At 41.8% G+C, this 16,351-nt stretch carries 18 protein-coding genes; 16 read left to right on the top strand and 2 right to left on the bottom strand.

The genetic code is table 11. The features are described from left to right. The first annotated feature begins 36 nt into the window (after positions 1 to 36). The 7 genes from flgM (at position 37) to csrA (ending at position 4,908) form a co-directional block, all read left to right on the top strand. A complete protein-coding gene (flgM, locus tag NST12_RS02075) occupies positions 37 to 300 on the top strand; it encodes a flagellar biosynthesis anti-sigma factor FlgM (RefSeq protein WP_048622557.1) in 264 nt (87 codons plus the stop codon). A gap of 15 nt (positions 301 to 315) precedes the next feature. Then, the gene (locus tag NST12_RS02080; protein WP_341100117.1) at positions 316 to 792 is read left to right on the top strand and encodes a flagellar protein FlgN; all 477 of its coding nucleotides are present in this window, start codon (positions 316 to 318) and stop codon (positions 790 to 792) included. Between the two features lie 35 nt (positions 793 to 827). Next, on the top strand, positions 828 to 2,534 hold the full coding sequence (flgK, locus tag NST12_RS02085) for a flagellar hook-associated protein FlgK (RefSeq protein WP_341100118.1): 1,707 nt from the start codon (positions 828 to 830) through the stop codon (positions 2,532 to 2,534). 15 nt (positions 2,535 to 2,549) lie between these two features. After that, positions 2,550 to 3,425, top strand: a complete 876-nt coding sequence (gene flgL / locus NST12_RS02090) for a flagellar hook-associated protein FlgL (RefSeq protein WP_341100119.1) — start codon at positions 2,550 to 2,552, stop codon at positions 3,423 to 3,425. Positions 3,426 to 3,631: 206 nt separating this feature from the next. Beyond that, complete coding sequence (locus NST12_RS02095) at positions 3,632 to 4,222, top strand: DUF6470 family protein (protein ID WP_341100120.1); 591 nt, start codon at positions 3,632 to 3,634, stop codon at positions 4,220 to 4,222. Positions 4,223 to 4,239: 17 nt separating this feature from the next. Further along, entirely contained in the window at positions 4,240 to 4,674 is a 435-nt protein-coding gene (gene fliW, locus NST12_RS02100) for a flagellar assembly protein FliW (protein WP_048622561.1), read from the top strand. 6 nt (positions 4,675 to 4,680) lie between these two features. Continuing rightward, on the top strand, positions 4,681 to 4,908 hold the full coding sequence (gene csrA, locus NST12_RS02105; protein WP_048622562.1) for a carbon storage regulator CsrA: 228 nt from the start codon (positions 4,681 to 4,683) through the stop codon (positions 4,906 to 4,908). Positions 4,909 to 5,378: 470 nt separating this feature from the next. Here the strand turns inward: csrA and NST12_RS02110 are convergent, their stop codons facing one another. Continuing rightward, a complete protein-coding gene (locus NST12_RS02110; protein ID WP_327798020.1) occupies positions 5,379 to 5,672 on the bottom strand; it encodes a hypothetical protein in 294 nt (97 codons plus the stop codon). Between the two features lie 158 nt (positions 5,673 to 5,830). Here NST12_RS02110 and NST12_RS02115 point away from each other — a divergent pair, with 158 nt between their 5' ends. Then, on the top strand, positions 5,831 to 6,721 hold the full coding sequence (locus tag NST12_RS02115) for an ADP-ribosylglycohydrolase family protein (RefSeq protein ID WP_048622563.1): 891 nt from the start codon (positions 5,831 to 5,833) through the stop codon (positions 6,719 to 6,721). A gap of 166 nt (positions 6,722 to 6,887) precedes the next feature. Here the strand turns inward: NST12_RS02115 and NST12_RS02120 are convergent, their stop codons facing one another. Next, on the bottom strand, positions 6,888 to 7,145 hold the full coding sequence (locus NST12_RS02120) for a hypothetical protein (RefSeq protein WP_176572999.1): 258 nt from the start codon (positions 7,143 to 7,145) through the stop codon (positions 6,888 to 6,890). 287 nt (positions 7,146 to 7,432) lie between these two features. Here NST12_RS02120 and flaG point away from each other — a divergent pair, with 287 nt between their 5' ends. From flaG to prfB, 8 genes are all read left to right on the top strand, one after another. Then, positions 7,433 to 7,786, top strand: coding sequence for a flagellar protein FlaG (gene flaG, locus NST12_RS02125; RefSeq protein ID WP_004439705.1), 354 nt, complete (start codon positions 7,433 to 7,435; stop codon positions 7,784 to 7,786). 13 nt (positions 7,787 to 7,799) lie between these two features. Beyond that, positions 7,800 to 9,818, top strand: coding sequence for a flagellar filament capping protein FliD (fliD, locus tag NST12_RS02130; RefSeq protein WP_341100121.1), 2,019 nt, complete (start codon positions 7,800 to 7,802; stop codon positions 9,816 to 9,818). Between the two features lie 118 nt (positions 9,819 to 9,936). Further along, positions 9,937 to 10,338 carry a flagellar export chaperone FliS gene (gene fliS, locus NST12_RS02135; protein WP_048622566.1) on the top strand — a complete coding sequence of 134 codons (402 nt, stop codon included), beginning with the start codon at positions 9,937 to 9,939 and terminating at the stop codon, positions 10,336 to 10,338. Beyond that, positions 10,338 to 10,688, top strand: a complete 351-nt coding sequence (locus NST12_RS02140) for a hypothetical protein (RefSeq protein WP_340396736.1) — start codon at positions 10,338 to 10,340, stop codon at positions 10,686 to 10,688. Before fliS ends, NST12_RS02140 begins: the two co-directional genes overlap by 1 nt. A gap of 9 nt (positions 10,689 to 10,697) precedes the next feature. Continuing rightward, positions 10,698 to 11,093 (top strand): hypothetical protein, encoded by a 396-nt coding sequence (locus tag NST12_RS02145; protein ID WP_341028107.1) that lies wholly within the window; start codon positions 10,698 to 10,700, stop codon positions 11,091 to 11,093. A 230-nt stretch (positions 11,094 to 11,323) separates the two neighbouring features. Then, the gene (gene hpf / locus NST12_RS02150) at positions 11,324 to 11,875 is read left to right on the top strand and encodes a ribosome hibernation-promoting factor, HPF/YfiA family (protein ID WP_040341426.1); all 552 of its coding nucleotides are present in this window, start codon (positions 11,324 to 11,326) and stop codon (positions 11,873 to 11,875) included. Positions 11,876 to 12,239: 364 nt separating this feature from the next. Continuing rightward, positions 12,240 to 14,753 (top strand): preprotein translocase subunit SecA, encoded by a 2,514-nt coding sequence (gene secA, locus NST12_RS02155; RefSeq protein ID WP_048622569.1) that lies wholly within the window; start codon positions 12,240 to 12,242, stop codon positions 14,751 to 14,753. Positions 14,754 to 14,890: 137 nt separating this feature from the next. Next, a protein-coding gene (prfB, locus tag NST12_RS02160; protein WP_327823883.1) for a peptide chain release factor 2 occupies positions 14,891 to 15,992 on the top strand; the annotation gives its coding sequence in 2 pieces (ribosomal slippage) (positions 14,891 to 14,962 and positions 14,964 to 15,992; 1,101 coding nt in all). The last annotated feature ends 359 nt before the right edge of the window (positions 15,993 to 16,351 follow it).

Below are 16,351 nucleotides of genomic sequence, written 5' to 3' on the forward strand. Positions count from 1 at the left end.
ACATAGGAACAACGGAAAAGAAAAGAGGGATATGGGATGAAGATCCAACCTATCGGCTTATCCGGCGTGAATCTTTATAAAAAGGCTATGAGCAAGTTTGATGAGTCCAAGCAACCGGAACATACCCAGAAGGATAAAGTCGAAATTTCCGCTGCAGCTAAAGAAATGCAGGAAGCCTCCCAGCTGACAGCAGATCGGCAAAAAAAAGTAAATGAGCTTAAGCAAAAGATTGAAAGCGGCGAGTATAAGCCTCATCCGGAAGAGATTGCCAAAGGTATACTTCGTTTTTACCGCAGATAGAAAGATGGGATGAAAATGTCTGGTGCTCAAGTTATCACGATAATGGAAAAATTGTGTGCCCTTCATGAGATCCTGTATGAATTGGAGCAGGAAAAAGAAAAGATTGTAAAAGAGAACGATGTAGACGGGCTAAACAATCTGCTTGCCAAGGAACAGAAATATATTGCCGCCATACAGACAATGGAAAAAGAACGGAAAAAAGAGGTGGCAAACTGGCTGGGACGGGAGAATGCAACCATTTCTGACTGCATAGAGAAAGCCGTGGATGAAGAGAAAGAAAAGCTGGTATATCTTCGAGAAAAGCTTATGGACATCGTGGAATTGTTAAAACAACAAAATAAATTGAACCAGCAATTAATCTATCAATCGCTTCAATTTATCACATTCAGTTTAAACTTGCTTCATCCTCAGCCAAAGGCTGCAACGTATTCCCATCCTAATCAAAAAATAAAAGATAGGCAAGGGCGCTCTCTTTTCGATTCAAAAGCTTAATGGAAGCAAGGATGAAAGAAACGGAGGAATATTTTATGACTTCCACTTTTCATGGTTTAGAAGTCGCCAAGCGGGGGATGATGGCTCAACAGACAGCTTTATATACAACGAGCCAAAATATCGCCAATGCCAATACCCCGGGCTATTCCCGCCAGCGCGTCAATTTTGTTCAAACAGAGCCTTACCCGGCTGCTTCAATGAACAGACCTCAAATTCCGGGGCAAATGGGGACAGGAGTAGAGGCTGGTTCGATTGAACGCGTTCGCGAACAGTTTTTAGATGTACAATACCGCAACGAAAATAACAAACTGGGGTATTGGGATTCACGATCGACAGCTTTGAGCCGGTTGGAAGACGTGTTTGCCGAGCCAAGCGATACGGATGGTTTGTCTGCTGTGATGAATGAGTTTTGGCAATCTTTGCAAGATTTGAGCGTCAATCCGGAAAACGAAGGAGCACGTTCTGTCGTCCTTCAACGGGCACAAGGAGTTGTCGATACGTTTCATTATTTATCCAACTCCATAAGCGACATTCAAGGAGACTTAGGCAACCAAATCAGCGTCGGCATTAAAGATGTCAATTCGATCTTGAAGCAAATTGCCGAACTGAACCAACAGATCGGAGAAGTAGAACCAAACGGCTATTTGCCGAACGACTTGTACGATGAGCGTGACCGTCTAGTCGATCAACTGTCAAGCTATTTGAATGTGAAAGTGGAAAAAATGCCGTCCGGAGGCAATGCTCTGGATATTGCCGAAGGACAGTATAAAATTACGCTTTTGGATGCGAACGGAAACCCTGTTAAAGATTCCGGTGGAAATGATGTAACGCTTGTTAATGGCAATCAATTCAATCAGCTGGGATTTTCGTCCAATCAACCAAATCAATTTACAAGCACGGTGACAGGTCCTATAGACAATTTAGTGGTTTATCAACCGGATGATCCGTCTCGAATGGATAATGATATCGTGTCCGGACAGTCAGTGGCTTCGATTTCTTTTTATCAAAATGGCAATGTAACTTTTTCTCAAGGAAAGTTGCGAGGATTAATTGAATCATACGGTTATAAAGTCGGTGTAGATACGAATGGAGATCCGATAACAGCGGGCATTTATCCGGACATGGAAGCTAAATTGGATAAGCTTGCTTATACGTTTGGAACTTTGTTTAATACTGTTCATCATTATGGTTATGATCTAAACCAAAATCAAGGTACCGATGCCTTTTTTACTGGTTTACAAAGTATTAGTGATGCGGCTAAAAATATTCAATTAAACTCAAATATAGGAACAAAAGATATCGCAGCTTCTTCCAATAAATTATCAGGAGACGGAAAAAATGCGATTAATTTAGGAAATATTTTTTCGATGGATTTATCACAGCCTTATACGCTTGAAGGTGTAAAAGACAGCACCGGCAATCCGGTTACCTTGACTTTTGGAAGCGGTGCGGAACAAGTGAATGTTCCGATTACGACAAGTACGATTAACTCCTATTATGAAGGAATCATCGGTGGTCTTGGCGTCGCCTCTCAACAGGCGCAGCGGCTATCCAATAACAGCAATTCGCTGGTTCAGTCAGCCGATGAAAGAAGACAGTCTGTCAGCTCCGTGTCATTGGATGAAGAAATGACGAATCTCATAAAATTTCAGCATGCCTATAATGCTGCTGCCCGCAATATTACGGTTATGGATGAAATGCTTGATAAAGTCATCAACGGAATGGGCGTTGTAGGACGGTAGGGAAGGTGAAAAAATATGCGTGTAACTCAGTCTATGCTTTCCAATAATATGCTTCGCAATCTAAGCTCCAGCTATGAGCGGCTGTCGAAATATCAGGATCAAATTTCCACAGGTAAAAAGGTCAATCGTCCGTCCGATGACCCGGTGGTGGTCATGAAAGGGATTTCTTATCGCGCGGACCTTTCAGAAGTGCAGCAATATAAACGGAATTTTTCCGAAGCGTACAATTGGATAGAAAACTCGGATGCGGCTTTAGACAATGCGGGACAAGCCTTGCAAAGAATCCGCGAACTTGTAGTTGAAGCCAGCAATGATACGTATGATGCTTCTCAAAGACAGGCCATTTCAGCGGAAATTAAACAACTTCGCGACCATTTGGCGGAGGTTGCAAATACGAAATTTGGAGATAAATATTTGTTTAACGGGGCGAATACGACCAAAAAGCCGGTAGATCTGCAGAATGGAAATTATCCGAGTGAGTCCCAGCCGACCGAGCCGGTTGAAATCGAACTTTCGAAAGGGATTTATTTGCCGGTAAACGTACCGGGAGAAAAAGTATTTGGGAAACAGTTGTTTTCGGATTTAAAGGCGCTTACTGATGATTTGGATCAAGGAAAGAACCCTGCTAGTTATTTGGATCAAATCGACCAACATATTGATGCGATCAATAATGCCCGTGCGGACCTCGGGGCTCGGCAAAACCGACTCGAAATGATGGAATCGCGTGTAGATAACCAAGAGGTCATTGCCACAAAAGTTCTTTCAGACAATGAGGATGTGGACTACGAGAAAGCCATTACGGATTTAACGGCTCAGGAAAGCGTTCACCGCGCGGCATTAGCTGTAGGTGCTAGAGTTCTTCAGCCAACTTTAATGGACTTTTTGACGTAAACGGCTGGGCGATGGGTCTGACTCCTGTTCGAGTTGGACCTTTTTTGTAAAGAATTTGATCAACTATCATCCATAAGATGCTTGGATATAGATTTGCAAAGCGTTAAATTGCTAATCCGGTTCTTCTTTTTACAAGAGGCAGGAAGAACGGCGAGAGGATCACCCCTTTGAAAAAGCCTAACGGGTTCATCACGAGGTGAAATGAAGTGGAATTTCCGCAAATTCGAATTCAGTCGCAAAAAGCACAAATTTCCATTGCCACGACTCCTCCTAAACAAACGATTGAACAGCCTCCTGCCCAGCTGGATCTGAAGCAGGCGAAAGCTGAACTTCACATTGAACGGATAAGAGGCGGTTTAACCATTGATCAAACGAAAGCATGGGAATCGATGGATTTGAAGCCCATTTCCAAACGAATAGAAGAAGCTGCCGAAATCGGGTACCAGGACTGGCTTGAAGGGATTGCAAGACGTGCGGAAGATGGACGTGAACTGATGGAAATTGAACATAAAGGCAATCCGCTGGCCGAACAAGCGAAGCGCAACAGTGAGCCCCCTGAGCACCAATTTAACATCGGTTTTATTCCGCCTTATTTCAGTGTAAAACTTCATTATGAACCCGATCGATTAAAAATCGATTGGGATTTGCATAAGGCAGAAAATCATACAAAAGCGCAAAAAACGATCATAGATTATCGACCTGGAAATGTTTCCATCCAGATGGCCCAGTATCCGGCACTGAAAATTGATTTTGTCCATTTAAAATACAAAGGAATCCACTACGAACAAGAAATTTAGTATAAAGGAAGAGGGCAATGATTATTGAAACGAAGTATCATGGCAAAATGGAAGTGCAAAAAGCCGATATTTGGCGATTTGACAAAGGAATTCCGGGCTTTTTGGAGGAAAAGGAATTCGTCTTGCTGCCGCTTCCAGACAATGAAGTATATTGGATTCTTCAATCGGTTCAAACGCCTGAGCTAGCGTTTGTAGTTTCCGATCCATTTGTCTTTTTTAGCGATTATCAATTTGTACTTGATGATTTGACGTTGGATCAATTGGATCTCAAAAAGAAAGAAGAAGTCCTGGTGCTGGTCATTTTAACGGTGAAAGAGCCGTTTCAAAACACGACGGCTAATCTTCAAGCTCCTCTTATTTTGAATAAGACGAACCGAAAGGGAAAACAAGTCATTTTAAATGACGGAAAATACAATGTGCGAACCCCCCTATTTGCGCTCCAGAGAGGTTGAATCAAGATGCTGGTACTGACAAGAAAAAAGGGCGAGACGATCCAAATTGGTGATGATATAGAAATCACGGTCTTGGCCGTCAAAGGAGATCAAGTGAAAATCGGAATCCAAGCGCCGAAACATGTCGATATCCACAGAAAAGAAGTCTATTTGGAAATTCAAGCGGAAAACGCCAAAGCTTCGCGAGGAATTGCCGATCTATTTTCCATCATTACCCCGCCGAAAAACGAATAAATCAAAATAGTGTATTTTTCTTTGATGCTTTTCTGGTTTTTCCAGAGCGGCAAAAGCAGATTTGTGATGGCAGCACCTTTGCAAAAACGGAAATACATTTATTGGCTATAAACCCGAGTGTTTTGACGCAGAAACGAATTTGTTTTTCTTCAAAAGACTCTTTAACTTAAAACAAAACCAACCGTTTCGCTATAAATGGGAGCATCTTCACAGTCTTATGGGTAGAAATATGTAATGATTCACATTTAAAAGTAGACGGTTCATGGGCAAATTTGGATTGCCGTTATCACGTTTTTTGAAGCAAAAGATAGTCTCTCGATCCGTTTTTAACCTTGTTTCTCTTAATAAAAGGAGTAAGATAGCGGATCAGGCTTTCGAGGGTTACTCGACGACCTGATCGCGCAAAATGGATGCCATCCAATTATTAAACGACGGTTGAAACGTTTTGGTTGAAATCTTTCATTCTACTGCTACCATCCGCCTCCGCCATGTCCTCCATATCCTCCATATCCGCCATGTCCGCCGTACCATCCGCCTCCGTAATGATGGTGCGGATGATAATGATGATAAGGGTAATGATGTCCATATCCGTGAGGGTATCCGTAATGTCCATAGTGACCATGTCCAGGATAATATCCGCCGTGTCCGTATCCATGACCATAAGGATACCCTACTCCGGGATAGCCGCCATAGGGATCTACTCGTTCTTCCTCATAAGGATTTTCGGCCAAGTAACCATTCATTTCATTGTTGATAAAAGACATACCTTTTCCTCCTTAGAATTTTGTTATAATTTTGTAAGCTCAATCAATCATATGCAAATGCGGATAGAAATGCTGGGCGATTATCTTGCAAACAAAAGAAATAGGCGTTTTACCTACTTAAAAATAAAGGGAATTTTATTGGATAGATGGCATGTTGCATGGGGGGATTAACAGTGCTTGACCAAATTCGAGGAGGATTGTTTGGAGCGGCAGTCGGCGATGCGCTCGGAGCGACTACCGAATGTATGAATAAAGAAGAAATTCAAGAAAAGTACGGGAAAATCAAAACGATTATCGGAGGCGGCTGGCTGACACTAGATCCGGGGGAGGTAACGGATGATACGGACATGATGATTGCCGTTGCCAACGGAATCACCCAAAGTCCGGAAAACCCGATTCCGGCTATTGGAGAGGAGTTTTTAAAATGGTATCGTCGGAATCCACGGGGAGTTGGCCGAACGATAAGCCTTGTTCTTTCTCAGTATCAGGGGGATTGGTTTCAAACGGCGTTTCACGTTCATTGTGCGCAGCAAGGAAAAAGCAGCGGCAACGGATCTTTAATGAGATGCCTCCCGGTGGCGCTTGCTTATTCCGATCAAGAGATGATGGAGAAGATTACCTTTCTGCAGTCAAAGATGACCCATTACGCCGATGAAGCGGCAGAAGCTTGCTTGATCTATAACAGAATAGCGTTTCGTTTGTTAAAGGGAGAAAATCTTAAAACGTCCCTGAAAGAAGAAATAATGAATACATCCTATTCTTCTGTTTGCTTTCGTAAAGAGCCGGATTGTCCTCCTGATGGCTATGTTGTCCATACGTTGATATGGGTATTGCATTGGCTTTGGAATTGCCATACGTTTGAAGAAGTAGTGATCGAAGCGGCTAACAGGGGCGGGGACAGCGATACCATTGCTTCCATTGCCGGTGGACTGAAAGGGCTGGAAGCGGGGTTTCATCGTTTACCTCGCAGGTTTACAGAGATATTGCGGGTCAAGCAAGAATTAGAATTATTATCAGAAAAACTGTACGCTGTTAGACAGCGGATATAGGTCTTTTTTAGAGATCTCAATCTGTACTGTTTTGTTTTTGAGAGGGCAAAATTCCAGTATGATTATGATTCTTTTAAAAGATATGGTTTCATAAATAAAAAGAGCCAAGGCTTCGCGATTCTAAAAAGTCGAGAAGCCGATGGCCTTTTTTATACAATGTCTGTGATTACCAGCCAAAGCCGCCCCCAAACGGGTAACCGAATCCTCCGTATCCTCCGTATCCGTAGGGGTACCCATAACCAAAGCCTGGACCGTATAAGAAAGGAGAAAGTAAAGCTGCTGAAGTCAAACCTCCTAAAAATCCACCGAAAAATGGTCTTCCAAACCCAAACCCGAATGGCCTCCCAAATCCGAAAGGTCTTCCGAACCCAAACCCAAATGGTCTTCCAATTATTCTTTCGTCACTTGTCACATCAGGGTGCATTTTCATTCCTCCTCATTTTACTTAGCTTAACAGCTCACTTTAAATTATGCGTTTGTTCTAATATTGTTTTAGGCAAACAACTTATTTTAGGTAAGAGTTTAATGAACAGAACATCATTTTCTCATCTTGGGACTCTTAAATTAAAAAATATCAGACATGGTGATTCGTCCAAAATTATTTACCTTAAGCATGAATTATGAATTTTAAGAGAGAAAGATAAAAAAAAGCCAGCCGCTGACGATAAAAAGAATAGGATGTGGAGTTATCAGAGGGGAGTGGTTCGGAAAATGGTTGAGAAAGTAGCCAATTCGGAATTGATTTATCAGGCAGTGACGTTGCAGCAAGACGTACTGAAACGGACAGCTGAAGATCAAACAACGATGACTCAACAGCCAGCTTTCCCTCAACTAAGTCACTCAAAAGAGCAAGTTCATGAGATTGTCGAGAGCATGAATCATTTTTTAAAATCATCCAACACGCATTTGAAATTTGTGTTTCATGATCAATTGAAAGAATATTATGTGAAGATTGTGAACGATGAAACGAACGAAGTGGTGAAAGAAATCCCGCCAAAGAAATTGTTGGATATTTATGCAGCAATGGCCAATTATTTAGGTATATTAGTAGATAAGAAAATTTAGGGGAGTGAAAAATATGGTAACGAGAATCACAGGACTCGCCAGCGGCATGGACATTGATTCCATGGTGAAACAGTTGATGACAGCGGCAAAAGTGCCGTTAGATAAGTTAAAGCAGCAAAAACAAATTCTCGAATGGCAGAGAGATGATTACCGTGATATGAATTCTGCCCTTCTTGATTTCAGAAGTCTCCTCACACAAATGAAGCTGACGACGAATTATCGTGCCCGTCAAGTAGCATCATCAGACGATTCAAAAGTGACAGCGACTGCTTCCAGTGCTGCGGGACTCACCTCTTACAGCATTTCCAACGTGACACAATTGGCCAGTGCGGAAACGATTGCGGCGAAAAATAGTATTACAAATGATGCAGCTAATTTTGATCCGACTAAAAGTCTGCAAACACAATCGTTTGTTACCAATCCGAACTGGAAAACAGGAGTTGTTGAAACGCAAACATTTAATGTTACTTCAGATAATCAAACAATTTCGTTAACTAATATCTACCTAAGTACAGTCGATCAATGGAGCGTTAAGGTAAATGGAAAAACGTATAAAATTGTAGCAAGTGATCCTGCTCCTGGTACAAATGAAGTTCAAGTTGCTGCAGATGGTACGCTAAAATTTGGAACACCATTAGTAACTGGAGATACTGTCAAAGTAGATTATATTGCACCAAATAGAACGGAATCCTTTACAAGTGACGGCAGTACTACGACTTATCAGCTTTCAAGAACTCTGGTGGGAAACGTTTCTATCACCACGACTGATACAAATAATAATGTAACAGCCTATACAGTCAATTCTGATGGTTCTATATTGGACAGCACTAATGCGGTTATTGGAAATATTGATTATACAACGGGCAAAATCACGTTTAATAACCCGCTGGCAAAAGATACAAAATTAGATGTAACCTTTACTCAACAATACAGCAGCTTTTCGATAGATTCTTGGACATCCAAAGGGGAAGTAAAGCAAAACTTCCTCGTTCAAGGGAGCGATTCACTGAATACTGTCATCAGTAAAGTGAATTCTTCCGGCGTCGGTGTCAACATGTTCTATGATTCTTTTTCGGGGAAAATGTCCGTTGTACGTACGGAAACGGGAGATTTTAACAGCGCCGGATTGGATCTTCAAATCACCGGAGATTTTGCCAAAGCAATTAGTTTAGAAACAAATGGAGCGGACAGTGGCAGTAATAGTTATGTGAACGTTCAAGAAGGAAAAAACGCGAAGTTCACTTTAAACGGCTTAGAAACGGAGCGGACGTCCAATACTTTTACTGTCAATGGAGTCAACTTTACTCTTAAACAAACATTTGATAGTCCGGTTACCGTGTCCGTGACTAATGACAGTGATACCGTGTATCAGAATATAAAAAACTTTATAGATAAATATAATGACTTGATCGACAAGATTAGCAAGAAAACGTCGGAAGAACGTTATCGCGATTACCCGCCTTTGACTGATGACCAGCGCGAGCAATTAACGGACAAGCAGCAGGAACAATGGGAAGAAAAGGCAAAAAGCGGTCTTTTGCGCAATGATCCGATTTTAACGGGCCTTTTAAGCAAGATGCGCACCAATTTTTACAGTACGGTCCAAAATGATTCCGTTTCCGCAAACTATAACCAAATTGCCAAAATCGGCATTACCACTTCGAGCAACTTTTTAGACGGCGGAAAATTAATCATCGACGACGCGAAGTTAAAACAAGCGATCCAAGATGATCCGACGTCGGTTGAAAATCTTTTCCGCGGGGATGGAGGCATTATTCAGCAGCTGTATGATACGGTCAATAATGCAATGAGTCAATTAAAGGATAAAGCCGGAAATTCGTATTCGACGAATCAGCAGTTTTCGATTGGCCGTCAATTGGATGATATTGATAAACGTGTAACAGATATGCAAAACAGCTTGGATGACTTAGAAAATCGCTATTATAATCAATTCACTGCAATGGAACAAGCGATTCAACAAGCTAATCAGCAATCTTTATATTTAACACAAATGCTTTCCGGCGGTAATTAATTAAGAAAAATGGCGAAAATATTTCCACGTTGATAAACAGGTTTTCCGGTCCCTTAACGGTCATTTCAGAACGGACTATGGATGGAAACTAACAGCTTACTAAAGGAGAGATACGGACATGGCAATCAATAATCCATACCAAGCATACGAAAAAAACGCTGTTTCTACTGCATCGCCTGGCGAGTTGACGTTAATGCTTTATAATGGCTGTCTGAAATTTTTGCTTCAGGCAAAGAAAGCTATCGAAGACAAAAATTTTGAGAAGAAAAATACCTATATTCAAAAAGCGCAAAATATCATTCGTGAATTGATGGTCACTTTAAATATGGATGTAGAGCTGTCCAAAAATTTAATGGCTGTATATGACTATATGAATCGCCGTCTCATTGAAGCAAATGTGAAAAATGATCTCGAGATTTTAGATGAGGTGATGGAATTCATTACGGAACTGCGTGATACGTGGAAGCAGGCGATTCAAGAACAACGGAAACAGCAGTATGGGACAGGCGGTCGAGTGTAATGGGAGACATGCGGACCTGTTTTCACATTACGCAGCAATTGTTTCACCACGTTCAAGCAAAGCCGGCAGTGGCAGATCGAGATGAATGGATTAAGAGATTGCTTGATTTGCTCGATGAGCGGGAGCAGGTCTTAAAAAGCCTTAAGCCGCCATTTACTGCAGAGGAAGAGAAACTTGGCCAAACCATCATGAAATGGAATGATGTGATTCAACAAGCATTAAAGGGAATTCAAGCAGAGATTAAACAAAGCATTCATGGAATTCACAACAAGAAGCAAAACATGAGAAAGTACTTGAATCCGTATGCGTCTTTGCAGACGGATGGCGTGTTTTATGATAGAAGAAAATAGGTGGAAAGATTGCCAAAAGTGAATTTGACAGAAAATCAATTTCAGTTGCTGCGAGACTATCTTCAGCTTTTGGAAACGATTGATGAGGGGTTGGTTTGGATTGTTTCCCATTTTCTTCAAGGACAAAACTCCAACTCCGTTCAAAAAATACTGAAAGACGTGATTCATGCTTTTCATGAAATTCATTTTGCCCATTTAACCGTTTCTGAGTTTTTAAAAGAAGATCAAAAAGCTCTGGAGGCCGTTGTCAGTTTTCAAATTTTGGAAGATCATATGAAAGACTTTTTAAAAAATGAGAACGTTTTGTCCGAACAAGAACGGATTTTGGAATATGTATTGTACCCTGCTTTTGTCCGTTGGCTTCGTGAAATTCAAAACACTTTCAAACCGTATATAGTCCATTAAAAGAAGCTTGCCTGCTGGTAGGCTTCTTCTTTCATGATCGAAAGTGAAGTTCTACTCCTTGTCGAAAAGAAAGAGAACTGCATAATCTGTAGAAGGAATTAGAACAATAAATGTGAATTATTCGACAAAAAATAGACACAGTTTTTTCGAAGATTAGGCAGGAATGAAAGGGGAGAAAACGAAATATATACATATAGCTTTTAGCTTCTTGCATAAAAGGAGGAGTTTGCATGATGAACTACAACATTCGAGGCGAAAATATTGAAGTAACGCCGGCAATCCGTGAATATGCCGAAAAAAAAATCGGAAGATTAGAACGCTATTTTAATGAAACTCCTGATGCAAACGTCCATGTAAATTTGAAAGTTTATCCAGATAAAATGGCGAAGGTGGAGGTTACCATTCCTCTTCCAAATCTTGTGCTCAGGGCAGAAGAACGCAATCAAGATATGTATGCAGCAATCGATTTAATTGTCGACAAGCTTGAACGTCAGATTCGTAAACATAAGACGAAAGTTAATCGAAAACTGAGAGAACAAGGCAGTACAAAAGAGCTTTTCACTGTCAATGAAAGCGGACAGTCAAATGCTGAAGAAGAAAACGACATTACTATTGTCCGGACAAAACAATTTAGCTTAAAGCCGATGGACAGTGAGGAAGCGATTTTACAAATGAATCTGCTTGGTCATAACTTCTTTATTTATACAGATGCTGAAACAAATGCAACCAATATTGTATACCGTCGAAAAGACGGCAAATACGGTTTAATTGAAACGAATTAACAATTGATCATAAGAGGCTGATGATAGGGCCGGGCTGCTCCGATTTGTTAAAGTTAAAGTACATCGTCGATAGACATTGTGCTTTCGGAGGAAGTCCGGCTCTTTGTTTTTGGAAAAATCATCGGCAATGTTCTCATCATTCACACAAAGAAGGTTTATTTCCACCATATCGGACGCCGTTTACAAAAGTTGTCTCTGTATAGCGACAGTGGTATTATAAAATAGTGAAAAAGTGCAATGATCTGTGTTTATAAGTGGTCTATTACATGCTAAACAATTTTGTTCAATTTCTTCCTTTCCAAGTGTTGACCACATATTTTAGTCAGAAGAGAGTTTTGAAAGCTAATAAAGGAGAGTACAATGAATGGGATTACTAAATAAACTGTTTGATGCCAACAAGCGAGAGGTCAAACGTCTGAAAAAGATGGCTGACCAAATTGACGCACTTAGTTCTGAAATGGAAAAGCTCTCTGACGATCAACTTCGTGCCAAAACAGAAGAATTTAAACAGCGTCATCAAAACGGAGAATCGTTAGATGACTTATTAATAGAGGCTTTTGCCGTTGTACGGGAAGGAGCACGCCGAGTTCTCGGCCTGTATCCTTACAAAGTGCAGCTCATGGGTGGCATTGCCCTTCACGAAGGCAATATTGCGGAAATGAAAACAGGGGAAGGAAAAACGTTGACCGCCACTATGCCGGTTTATTTAAATGCTCTCGCCGGAAAAGGCGTTCACGTAGTGACGGTAAACGAATATTTGGCTTCCCGCGACGCCACGGAAATGGGCAAGCTTTATGAATTTCTTGGACTGACCGTAGGGCTTAACTTAAACAGCATGTCAAAAGAGGAAAAAAAAGAAGCCTACCAAGCAGATATCACGTACGGAACGAACAACGAATTTGGATTTGATTATTTGCGAGATAACATGGTTTTGTATAAAGAAGATAAAGTTCAGCGCCCTCTTTACTACGCTGTCATCGATGAAGTAGACTCGATTTTGATCGATGAAGCCCGCACTCCGTTAATCATTTCCGGACAAGCGGAAAAATCCACTCAGCTTTATATCCAAGCTAATGCGTTTGTCAAAACTTTAAAACGCGATGAAGATTATACGTACGATGAAAAAACAAAAGCCGTGCTGCTGACAGAAGAAGGCATCAACAAAGCGGAAAAATACTTTGGAATCGATAACTTGTTTGATTTAAAACACGTCACGCTAAACCACCATATCAGCCAAGCTTTGAAAGCTCATGTAAGCATGCACCGTGACGTCGATTACGTCGTTCAAGACGGCGAAATCGTCATTGTCGACCAATTTACAGGGCGTTTGATGAAAGGACGCCGCTACAGCGATGGGCTCCATCAAGCCATCGAGGCAAAAGAAGGATTAAAAATTCAAAACGAAAGCATGACGTTGGCTACGATCACATTCCAAAACTATTTCCGGATGTACGCGAAATTGGCAGGGATGACAGGAACAGCAAAAACGGAGGAAGAAGAATTCCGAAATATATACAATATGAGAGTCATTGTCATTCCTACGAATAAGCCTGTCATCCGTGAAGATCGCCCTGATTTGATTTACGCAACGATGGAAGGAAAATTTCGCGCAGTAGTGGAAGATATTTATCAGCGCCATATGACAGGGCAGCCTGTGCTTGTAGGGACAGTGGCCATTGAAACATCTGAATTGTTGTCGAAGATGCTGACAAAAAAAGGTGTCCGCCACAACGTATTGAACGCCAAAAACCATCAGCGTGAAGCGGAAATCATTGCCCATGCGGGTGAAAAAGGGGCTGTCACCATCGCAACGAACATGGCCGGACGCGGAACCGATATTAAGCTGGGCGAAGGGGTAAGCGAATTAGGCGGACTTGCCGTGATCGGGACAGAACGCCATGAGTCTCGCCGGATCGACAATCAGCTCCGCGGACGTTCAGGTCGTCAAGGCGATCCGGGGGTTACCCAGTTTTATTTATCGATGGAAGATGAGTTAATGAGGCGTTTCGGCTCAGATAATCTAAAAAATATGATGTCGCGTCTTGGTATGGACGATTCCCAGCCGATTCAAAGCAAAATGGTCACGAGAGCGGTCGAATCTGCGCAAAAACGTGTGGAAGGCAATAACTTTGATGCCAGAAAGCGGTTGTTGGAGTACGATGATGTCCTGCGTCAACAACGGGAAATCATTTATAAACAGCGCGATGAAGTATTGGAATCGGACAATTTACGTTCTATTATTGAGAATATGATTCACTCCGTTCTTGAAAGAGTCGTTCAATCCCATGCTTCTACTGCAGAAGACGAGGAACAATGGAATTTGCAAGGAATCGTCGATTATGTCAATGCCAATCTTCTTCCGGAAGGAGACGTCACAGTAGAAGACTTGCTCGGAAAAGAGCCGGACGAGATGGTGGATCTGATTTTTTCGAAAGTGCAAAAACGCTACGATGAAAAAGAAGAAAGCTTGTCGAAAGAACAGATGCGCGAATTTGAAAAAGTCATTCTTCTGCGCGCTGTCGACTCTAAATGGATTGACCATATTGATGCTATGGAACAGCTCAGGGAAGGCATCCATTTGCGTGCTTACGGGCAAATTGATCCGCTTCGCGAGTATCAAAATGAAGGTTATCAGATGTTTGAGCTTATGATTGAAGCGATTGAGGAAGAAACGGCAAAATATATTATGAAAGCGGAAATCCACAGCAATTTGGAACGCCAAGAAGTGGCGAAAGGACAAGCGGTCAATCCGAAAGAAGACGGTGAAAAAGTAAAGCGGCAGCCATTCCGCAAAAAAGTCAATATCGGCCGCAACGACCCGTGTCCATGCGGAAGCGGCAAAAAATATAAAAACTGCCATGGTAAGACGGCAGGATAAACGTTTGGCCGGCAGTGATTCTTTTGCCCCCTTTTCTTTTCTGATGAGATAAGAGAAGGGGTTCTCTCTTGCCCGGTAAATTAGGGCGAAGGTAAAATACAAAATAGCTACGAGATTAAACGATGAGGTGAGAAGGAATGGAACTTTTTGAAATTCGAAATGAATTGGATAAAACAGCTAAGAGATTAGCGGATTTTAGGGGGTCTCTTTGACTTAGAAAATAAAGAAGCGCGCATTGCGGAATTGGATGACATTATGATGCAGCCTGATTTTTGGAACGACCAGCAAAAAGCCCAGGCCATCATCAATGAAGCCAATGGATTAAAAGATCTTGTGAACGAGTATAAAGATCTTTTAGAGACGCAAGAAAATCTGGATTTAACCTATGAGCTTGTAAAAGAAGAAAACGATACGGAATTGAAAGCAGAATTAGAATCAGAGCTGGAAGACTTCACAAAACGGCTGAATCGTTATGAATTGGAGCTGTTGTTAAGCGAACCGTACGATAAAAATAATGCGATACTGGAACTGCATCCCGGTGCTGGAGGAACAGAGTCGCAAGACTGGGGTTCCATGCTTCTTCGCATGTATACAAGATGGGCGGAAAAGAAGGGATATAAAGTCGAGACTCTCGATTATCTGCCTGGAGATGAAGCGGGCATTAAAAGTGTCACCTTGTTAATTAAGGGGCATAATGCTTACGGCTACTTAAAGGCTGAAAAAGGAGTCCACCGCCTTGTACGCATTTCTCCATTTGATTCATCCGGACGGCGCCACACTTCTTTTGTTTCTTGCGATGTGATGCCGGAATTTAATGAGGAAGTTGAAATTGAAATTCGCAATGAAGATTTGAAAATCGACACTTATCGCTCAAGCGGTGCAGGCGGACAACACGTCAACACAACCGATTCCGCGGTCAGAATTACCCACTTGCCGACTGGTATTGTTGTGACGTGCCAATCAGAACGTTCGCAAATTCAAAACCGCGAACGGGCGATGAACATGTTGAAAGCGAAATTATACCAAAAAAAATTGGAAGAGCAGGAAAAAGAATTGGCAGAAATCCGCGGCGAACAAAAGGAAATTGGCTGGGGAAGCCAAATACGTTCCTACGTATTTCATCCGTACTCCATGGTGAAAGACCATCGTACCAATACAGAAACCGGAAATGTACAAGCGGTAATGGACGGAGAAATTGATATGTTTATCGATGCCTATCTCCGTTCACGGCTGAAATAATGTTTTTCATCTGGGATCCTTTATACTCAGACTTCAGCGGATGTCTGAGCTGACGGAGTAGATGAAAGGAAACAGAACACAGTTGGGGCTGACTCTAAACGAACGAATCGCGTTGGTTTAGAGTCAGCTTTTTTTGACTTTAAAAGAGAATGGTTTCTTAGTAAAATGGAAATATCCATGCAAGATCCGCTTAACAAGCGCTCTCATTTTGATGGAAGTCGACCCCTCCGCTAGAATTTGGAAATCTTCATTGATGAACAGCCCCGCTCACGAGCTAAACACGGAACGATTGAGTCGTTCGACGAAAATTTTTTCCGTTATTTTAAAGGAAGGCCGCTGCAGTTCTTTCTTCGAATTTT

Origin of the sequence: Bacillus sp. FSL W8-1127 (genome assembly GCF_038006725.1) — a bacterium.
Taxonomy (GTDB): Bacteria; Bacillota; Bacilli; order Bacillales; family DSM-4216; genus Bacillus_O; species Bacillus_O smithii.

Excerpts from the sequence above, each read along its gene's own strand:
- flgM (WP_048622557.1), top strand. The coding sequence starts at position 37 with ATGAAGATCCAACCTATCGGCTTATCCGGCGTGAATCTTTATAAAAAG.
- NST12_RS02080 (WP_341100117.1), top strand. The coding sequence starts at position 316 with ATGTCTGGTGCTCAAGTTATCACGATAATGGAAAAATTGTGTGCCCTT.
- flgK (WP_341100118.1), top strand. The coding sequence starts at position 828 with ATGACTTCCACTTTTCATGGTTTAGAAGTCGCCAAGCGGGGGATGATG.
- flgL (WP_341100119.1), top strand. The coding sequence starts at position 2,550 with ATGCGTGTAACTCAGTCTATGCTTTCCAATAATATGCTTCGCAATCTA.
- fliW (WP_048622561.1), top strand. The coding sequence starts at position 4,240 with ATGATTATTGAAACGAAGTATCATGGCAAAATGGAAGTGCAAAAAGCC.
- csrA (WP_048622562.1), top strand. The coding sequence starts at position 4,681 with ATGCTGGTACTGACAAGAAAAAAGGGCGAGACGATCCAAATTGGTGAT.
- NST12_RS02110 (WP_327798020.1), bottom strand. The coding sequence starts at position 5,672 with ATGTCTTTTATCAACAATGAAATGAATGGTTACTTGGCCGAAAATCCT.
- NST12_RS02115 (WP_048622563.1), top strand. The coding sequence starts at position 5,831 with ATGGGGGGATTAACAGTGCTTGACCAAATTCGAGGAGGATTGTTTGGA.
- NST12_RS02120 (WP_176572999.1), bottom strand. The coding sequence starts at position 7,145 with ATGCACCCTGATGTGACAAGTGACGAAAGAATAATTGGAAGACCATTT.
- flaG (WP_004439705.1), top strand. The coding sequence starts at position 7,433 with ATGGTTGAGAAAGTAGCCAATTCGGAATTGATTTATCAGGCAGTGACG.
- fliD (WP_341100121.1), top strand. The coding sequence starts at position 7,800 with ATGGTAACGAGAATCACAGGACTCGCCAGCGGCATGGACATTGATTCC.
- fliS (WP_048622566.1), top strand. The coding sequence starts at position 9,937 with ATGGCAATCAATAATCCATACCAAGCATACGAAAAAAACGCTGTTTCT.
- NST12_RS02140 (WP_340396736.1), top strand. The coding sequence starts at position 10,338 with ATGGGAGACATGCGGACCTGTTTTCACATTACGCAGCAATTGTTTCAC.
- hpf (WP_040341426.1), top strand. The coding sequence starts at position 11,324 with ATGATGAACTACAACATTCGAGGCGAAAATATTGAAGTAACGCCGGCA.
- secA (WP_048622569.1), top strand. The coding sequence starts at position 12,240 with ATGGGATTACTAAATAAACTGTTTGATGCCAACAAGCGAGAGGTCAAA.